This window comes from Mesorhizobium sp. SARCC-RB16n (genome assembly GCF_008520305.1).
Lineage (GTDB): Bacteria > Pseudomonadota > Alphaproteobacteria > Rhizobiales > Rhizobiaceae > Mesorhizobium.
In genome coordinates, this window is sequence record NZ_ML703278.1 from 118,641 (window position 1) to 125,798 (window position 7,158).

5 protein-coding genes and 1 pseudogene are annotated in these 7,158 nt (G+C 58.8%); 2 read left to right on the plus strand and 4 right to left on the minus strand.

The window, feature by feature from the left end:
- Window positions 1–2: 2 nt before the first annotated feature.
- Complete coding sequence (locus tag C7I87_RS23240) at window positions 3–1,514, minus strand: trimethylamine methyltransferase family protein (protein WP_149906392.1); 1,512 nt, start codon at window positions 1,512–1,514, stop codon at window positions 3–5.
- Between the two features lie 101 nt (window positions 1,515–1,615).
- Here C7I87_RS23240 and C7I87_RS23245 point away from each other — a divergent pair, with 101 nt between their 5' ends.
- Complete coding sequence (locus C7I87_RS23245; protein WP_149906393.1) at window positions 1,616–2,548, plus strand: LysR family transcriptional regulator; 933 nt, start codon at window positions 1,616–1,618, stop codon at window positions 2,546–2,548.
- 586 nt (window positions 2,549–3,134) lie between these two features.
- Here C7I87_RS23245 and C7I87_RS23250 read toward each other — a convergent pair.
- The 3 genes and pseudogenes from C7I87_RS23250 to C7I87_RS23260 form a co-directional block, all read right to left on the minus strand.
- Window positions 3,135–5,228 carry an acetate--CoA ligase family protein gene (locus C7I87_RS23250; RefSeq protein WP_188393959.1) on the minus strand — a complete coding sequence of 698 codons (2,094 nt, stop codon included), beginning with the start codon at window positions 5,226–5,228 and terminating at the stop codon, window positions 3,135–3,137.
- Window positions 5,229–5,292: 64 nt separating this feature from the next.
- A complete protein-coding gene (locus C7I87_RS23255; RefSeq protein WP_149906395.1) occupies window positions 5,293–5,961 on the minus strand; it encodes a helix-turn-helix transcriptional regulator in 669 nt (222 codons plus the stop codon).
- A 419-nt stretch (window positions 5,962–6,380) separates the two neighbouring features.
- A pseudogene (locus tag C7I87_RS23260) lies at window positions 6,381–6,650 on the minus strand (integrase core domain-containing protein); the annotation flags it as partial.
- A gap of 149 nt (window positions 6,651–6,799) precedes the next feature.
- Between C7I87_RS23260 and C7I87_RS23265 the strand changes: the two are divergent.
- On the plus strand, window positions 6,800–7,158 hold a 359-nt coding region (locus C7I87_RS23265), incomplete at its 3' end, for an IS110 family transposase (RefSeq protein ID WP_149906417.1).

The following is a 7,158-nucleotide window of genomic DNA, read 5'->3' on the forward strand; positions in this document are numbered from 1 at the left end:
TGCTACGCAAAACTGTCCGGGAGAACCGCGCGGCGTCGATTCATGAAATCGATCAACGCCTCGTCGATGGCAGCATCAAGCGCCGGCTGCTGGTATTCAGCCAGCAATTCCAATCTGCGTCGCGTCGCGCGCTGTGCCGCATCAAGAGAACCCCCCGCCGCCCACTGTTCGAAGGACTCCCCGTTCGCATTGGTGGGCGAATAAAATGCCGTCCTGTAGCGATCCATCGTATGTGGGCTGGTCAGGAAGTTGCCCGCCGGTCCCACCTCCGCAATCGCACTGACAGCCAGGGCCGCTGGACTGGTGTCAACCCCGGACATCATGCGGGATGCCGCGCCTAGCATGTCGCAGTCGATGATGAACTTATCGAAGTTCCCGACCAAACCCTGCTCCAGGGTTCCGGTCGCGTGTATCATGAAGTTCACCCCGGCCAGCATCGAGAACATCATGTAAAGAGAGCCTTCCCATCCAGCCTGAGCGTCAAGGACCTTCGAATTGGTCGACGACCCGCCACACCGGAACGGAATGCCCAAGCGCCTCGCCAGCTGACCTGCGATGAGTAGCGACTTCCACGTCTCGTCGTAGCGGATCGGACTCCCGGACCGCATCGACATGCCCATCATCATAAAACCGTACATGACGGGTGCGCCGCGCCTGACCAACTGGAGGATGGCCAACCCGGCTAGGGTTTCGGCAAGTGATTGCGCCGACAATCCGGCGATCGTGGTCGGGCTTGATGCGCCCGCAATCATGAACGGCGTGATCACACAGGCCTGACCAGCAGCAGCATAGACGTGCGCTGCATCCAGCATCGTTTCGTCCAGCACTAGCGGAGAGTTCAGGTTGATGATTGCCGACAGCACACAGTTGCTGTCGACGAACTCCTTGCCGAAAACGATCTCGCACATCTGGAGCGTGTCTTCGGCCCGTTCTTTCGACGTCACAGCGCCCATAAAGCACTTGTCCGACAGTGCCAAATGACCATAGTTCATATCGAGATGGCGCTTTGGAACCGGGACGTCGGTCGGCTCGCAGATAGGCCCGCCAGTGTGATGCAACACCGGGGTCATATGTGCGAGGCGTACGAAGTTATTGAAATCCTCCAAGGTGCCGTAGCGGCGCTGGATATCCGTTGCGGCGACAAACGGTGGCCCATAGATGGGCACGAGCACCATCGAGTTGCCGCCGATGCGGACCGACTTCGCGGGATTCCGGGCGTGCTGGACGAATTCAGACGGAGCGTTTTCCGTTATGAGCTTTCGGCAGAAGCCGCGGTCAAAACGGACGCGCTCGCCTTCAACGCGACAACCAGCCTCCCGCAAAAGATTGAGGCTCGGCGCGTGTCGGACCTCCACGCCTACGCCTTCGAGAATATCTTCTGCCGCCTCCTCAATCGCGACGATCTGTTCCTCGGTCAGGATGTCGTAGGTCGGAGCGGTGCGAGTAATATAGGGCGGGATCTCCGTTTCATCGGGCAAGCGGGAGGAACTACGGCGGCGGCGATGTTCAGACAATTTTCATAATCCCAGTGACCATGGCTATAGGTTATGACTGGACCACATCAATCCAACGAGTTAAACAGCGATCTCTCTCATGGCGAGTATAGCTGTACGTTATGGCCCTACGTAGAAAGCTGCCTTCGACTCAGGCCTTGTTCACGTTCGAGGCGGCCGCTCGTGCCGGAAGCTTCTCGGAGGCCGGGCGAGAATTGAACGTCACTCAGCCAGCGGTCAGCAAAAGCATCGCCGCCTTCGAGGAGCATATCGACACCAAGCTATTCTACCGAGGGAAGAGCGGGCTGAAGCTCACGCCAGAGGGCGAAATCCTTCACAGGGCCGTGCAACTGTCCTTCCTCGCAGTGGAAACCGCGATCGATCAGATATCTGGGCGCAACCGCCCCGATGATGCCGTGATGCTGTCGCTCTCGACGGCCTTCGCCGCTCACTGGCTTATTCCCCAGATGGAAGACTTCCGAGGCTCGTTTCCAAACTTGACCCTCGACTTTCAGCTAACGGGCGGCGAGGCAATCGGCCCCATCAGCCCGTGCGACCTTGGCGTCAGGCTGGACACGAACGTTTCGTCCGGGGACCGTGCCACAGCCTTCGCGCCCGAATGGATCATAGCTCTGGCCTCGCCGGAATATGTAAGACGCAACGGCTTGCTTGATGCCACGAGCCTCAAAGCCTCACATTTGCTCGTCACACTCGCTTCACCGCGCATCAGCTGGCACGAATTCCTAAATCGGACGAACCAGTCGCTGTCGACGCCACTCCCGGAGATGAGGGTTCCCGACTATTCGGTAGTGATACAGACCGCTCTCAACGGACGTGGCGTCGCGCTGGGCTACGTAACCTCATGTGGATATCTGCTTCGGGAGGGAATTCTTGTCCCCGCAATGCAGCGCTCGTTGAGAACAGGCCACCAATATTGTCTCGCCTACCCCGCGAATTCACGGTCACGTCGTGCAGAAGAGGTCGGCGACTGGATCGCGGAAAGGACACGCGTGCTGCTCGCCGACATTGAGGGCTTGACGGGTCAGGCAGACTGAAGGGCGCGATTGAGAGTGAGTGCGACCGCCGGTGCCCTGGATGCGCTCCTTTCGTTTCCCACCGGTATAGGTGTAGAGTCCGCAATTGCGGATTTTGACCGCCAATGATCACACGCTGGACTTCGAGCGTGCCTTCCCAATCAATCGACTCGGACGTCCTTAAAGAGCCGTTCCCTGGCTTTTCAAGCATGTAGCCCGTCCCGCCGAGGATTCAGACAGCCTTATCGACGCTCGGCCGTTCATCTCCATCGCGTGAAGTTTGACGGCGCTCGCATAAGCATTGACGAGTTTCCGATCCGGGCGGCGCGAAGCCTCCCAAGCGACCCGGTAGACTCGAAAACGTGGCCCGTGCTGTCTGGCTCTGCTTCGGCTTCAATCTGAACTTGCGCGATGTCGTGGGCTGCTGGCTCCCATGAAACACTTTGAGATATGGCCCTACCGGTGGGATGAACACCGGCAGGTCGCGCCGCGCGAAATTCGCCGTCGCGTGGCGGCCAGACAGCTGCGGCAAGCTTTCTGATCAGAATGTCTGATCGTGCGTGAGTTCCATCCTGCAGTAACCGCTGTTCGGCAGCTAGTGCCCATCTCACAATCGACGCGCACACACTAATGGTGAAGATACTTCCTTCCTAGGAACGACGAGTGCGTCGAGCGCAAACGTGCCGTCCGGAGATGCAATGATCGGATTGACATCGACTTCCGCGATCACTTCGGCAAGATCGCTTGCTAGCACTGAGAAGCGGGCAACTGTTTCCGCGAGCCGATTGAGATCAGCGGGGGCTTGGCCGCGCGCGCCCTTAAGAAGCGGGCGAATGCGCAGCCGGCTGAGAAGCTCGTGGGCGGTAGCCGGTCCGAAGGGGGCAAGCGCATACTGCGCGTCGCGCAAGACTTCGATCCACACGCCCCCTGCTGCGACCATGACGAGGGGACCGAATTGCGGATCGACCGTCAAGCCGAGTGCCAATTCCACGCCCGTTGGTGCCATTCGGGTGACGAGAACGCGCGGACCGATACGGGAAGCAAGGTCTGTCCAGGAAGCTTTCACCGCGGACTCGTCGGGCAGCCTGAGGATAACACCCATACGTTCTGTCTTATGCAGAATTCCGGGCTCGGCCGTCTTGAGTACGGCCGGAAAGCCAATCGCCCGGGCCGCTTCTACCGCAGCGTCCGCACTCTCAACGATTTGAAACGGCAGGGTCTGGATCCCGTAGTCAGCGAGGAGGGTCAAGGCATCCGCCTCGCTCAGCGGCGGCCCGCCGCGTAGGAGCGGCAGCCAATCTCTGCTTGTGGCTACATGTGGAGGCTGATCGACTGTGCGCCCCAGGAAGTCGCGATGTGCAAGCATGTTACGCACAGCTTTCAGGGCCGCCGACGTGCCATCAAGGACTGGTATCCCACTCCGCGTCAGGGCGAGCGAAGCCTTGGCATTGTGGACGCGGCTGTAATTGGTCGCGTAGGCAACCGGCTTGCCAGTCCGGGCGAAGGCACGCAGCGCGGCCTCGGCGAAACCTTCGTGCACCGGATAATCATCACGCAGGTCATTGAAGAAGACACCAAGGGCAGTATTCGGATCATCAAGCAAAGCTGTGAAACAGTCCGCAAATCGCTCGATATATTCGTGCCCCGTACCCCATGCGTCGAGCGGATTCACCGGTTCAAGTCCGTGCTCCAGCCTCGCAGCCAGACGCGACGCTGTCGCCGGGCTGATTTGGGCAAAGGGAAGCCGATAGTGCTCCGCGAGATCAACAATCATCTCCCGCTCGCCGCCGGAGTCGCCGATCACCGCAAGACCGCCCTTCGCTGGCCGCCGCGGCTGCGCGAAGAGCAGCAAAGTCGCTGCCAACTCGTCGAGGGTGTCGACCTGCAGCACCCCGTGACGGTCGAAAAGAGCAAGATAGGCCGCGTCGTTTCCCGCGATGGCGCCGGAATGGCTGACCGCGAGGGCGGCGCTGGCCTCTGTGCGTCCGACCTTTAGAACCACTACCGGGATCGCTTTCGCTGCTGCTTTCTCAAGCGCTGCGACGAACGCCTGCGGGTTCCTGACTTCCTCGAGGAAGAGGCCTATTACACGTGTCTCGGGCTGCTCTAGCGCGTAATCCATGTAGTCCGCCGCCGTGGTTGTCAGTTCCTGCCCAGCGGAGACCGCAAGATTGAAACGGAAGCGTCGATCGTTGTGCACGAGGGCGCCATAAGCGGAACCCGCATGGCTAATGAACGTGATATTACCCGGTAGCGCCTCGCGTTCTGTGGCAAACGCTGCCGCCCACACTTTCGCAGCATCGTTATAAAAGCCCATGCAGTTGCCACCGCAAATTTCCAGTCCAGCGTCCCGGGCCAGGCGGGAGATCCTTTCCGTCAGCGGAGGGTTTATGTCGTTTTCAAGGTACCCGCTGCCAAATATCACGGCCGCCCGTGCCTTGGCCTTGACGACCTCCCTTACAGTCTCTTCAAGTCTCGAATTGGCCACTGAAAGAACCGCTAGATCGACCAGATTCGGCAGAGCCGCAATTGAGGGCCAGCATTGATACTGCTCAATCTGCTCGTACTTCGGATTAACTGGATAGATTTTGCCGGTGAACCCTGCTTTCTCAATCATGCGCAACATGTCGTTGCCCGGCGTTCCCGCACGAGGGCTCGCACCAACAAAGGCAATGGAACGCGGAGCCAGAAGCGGCTCCAATCTGTGTGTCATTGGAAGATGCCTCTATATCCTAACTTGGGTTATGCAACAACTTGGGTGCGGCTTACGGTGTGTCCGCCTCCCCAGTCGCGACCTTAAGGTAGTTGTAGACAGCGGCGCGGCTAATCCCAAGTCGACCTGCAATTTCTCGCACTGTCCCGCGCATTTGGAACACGCCCAGATCATGCAGACGGCGCACAAGTTCGATGCGGTCTTCACGGTCGAGAAGGTGCGCTGGACGATGGCAATCCTCGAGAAAGTTCTCGATTATCTGCCTCAGGGGCAGAGAATTTGGCAAAAAGGTTTCCTGAATCTCTTTTGGATGCGGCTCTGTCCGGGTCAGTTCGGTAATCGCCCTTTGCGCCATAAGCAGGTCACCAGTAGAAAAGTTTACGGCGAGATAAGCGACCGTCGTCCCATCGACAATGATTGGCAGTAAGCTAACCCTCAACGGCCTACCGTCCGGAGCAACCGAGCTGTAGTTGAACAGCGGCTCTTGAAGGTTCTGCAACTCCGCCTTGCCAATCGCAATGCGGGTCATGAGGTCGCCGACACCACGACGGGTAACATGTCCATTGCCTATGGCCATAATGCGGGGCGGCGAAGCGCGATTATCGTGCAGCACTACTTCACAATCTTTTGTTATGCTGCGTGCGATCTGAGGCACAAGCTGGGCTAGCGTATCCAGAATATCCTGCACACGCTGTTCACTATGTCCGCTCGACTGATCCATTACTAAATCCAGCTTGCGCTTTGCCCTGACCTCAATGCCACTAGCAGCGCCGAATGCAAATGGGAGATATGAGGTTTTCCATGTTGACCAAATGGCATCTTTGGACGGAATGTCAACAAGCCGTTGTTCGCATTATTGCGGTAGTTCGCATATTGCAGAGCGTTTTTAGCTTCGCGCCGAAAGATGGGTAGCGAGAGCGCGCTGTGTCGGATCGCGACGGTGAGTGAAAAACGTGTTGGACTAAGCCGCCGGCACGAGTGGCCGCTATGGGCGTTCAATTGAGCCGCACCCGCTAACAGGCATCACGCGGCGGTGCGGACGCGGCGATTGCAAGGATCGTGACCTGAGACCCATCTTTGCTCCAGTTCACTGGAGAGTCCGAGGCTTCATTTCTGGCCTCATGCGGCCTGTTTTTCCAATGCTATTTTCATGGCGAACTCGCTGGGCGTGATGTTGCCCAGTGCTGAGTGTGGTCTGTGCTGGTTGTAGTCCTCCTTCCAGAGCTGGATTGCCGCCCGTGCTTCCGCGAGGGTGGAAAACAGCGTTTCGTTCAGGCATTCGTCGCGGAACCGGCCATTGAAGCTCTCCACGAAGCCGTTCTGCATCGGCTTGCCGGGCGCGATGTAATGCCATTCGACGCCGCTCTCCTGGCACCATTTGAGAATGGCCATCGAGGTCAGTTCGGTGCCGTAGCACCTGCGGAATGAAGGAGCGGCGGCGGCCGAGACTGCGGTGCGCGCAGCTTTTCGCTGCAGGCGCGCACCGCTGGAGGCGGCCATGGCCAGTCAGAGTTTCTCTAGAATGTGAATGTTCACAACCCATTCCGGAGAGACCGACCATGACCACTTCAGATTCTACACCCGCCGGCGCGGTGCTGGTAGCGATCGATATCGCCAAGGTTCGCAATGAAGTTCTGATCGAAGACCCAAGCCACAAACGCCGACGCCGTCTGCAAGTCCTCAATAACCGTGCTGAGCATGACCATCTGGTCGAAGTCCTGCAGACGTACGGTCGCCCGGTGGTCTGTGGCTTCGAGGCGACGGGGAACTATCACCGGCCGATTGCATGGCGCCTGGCTGAGGCTGGTTTCGAGGTTCGACTGGTGTCGTCTCTGGCGCTCGCGCGGACGCGAGAAGCGTTGCACAATAGCTGGGACAAGAACGACCCCAAGGACGCGCAGGTGATCCTGCACATGCT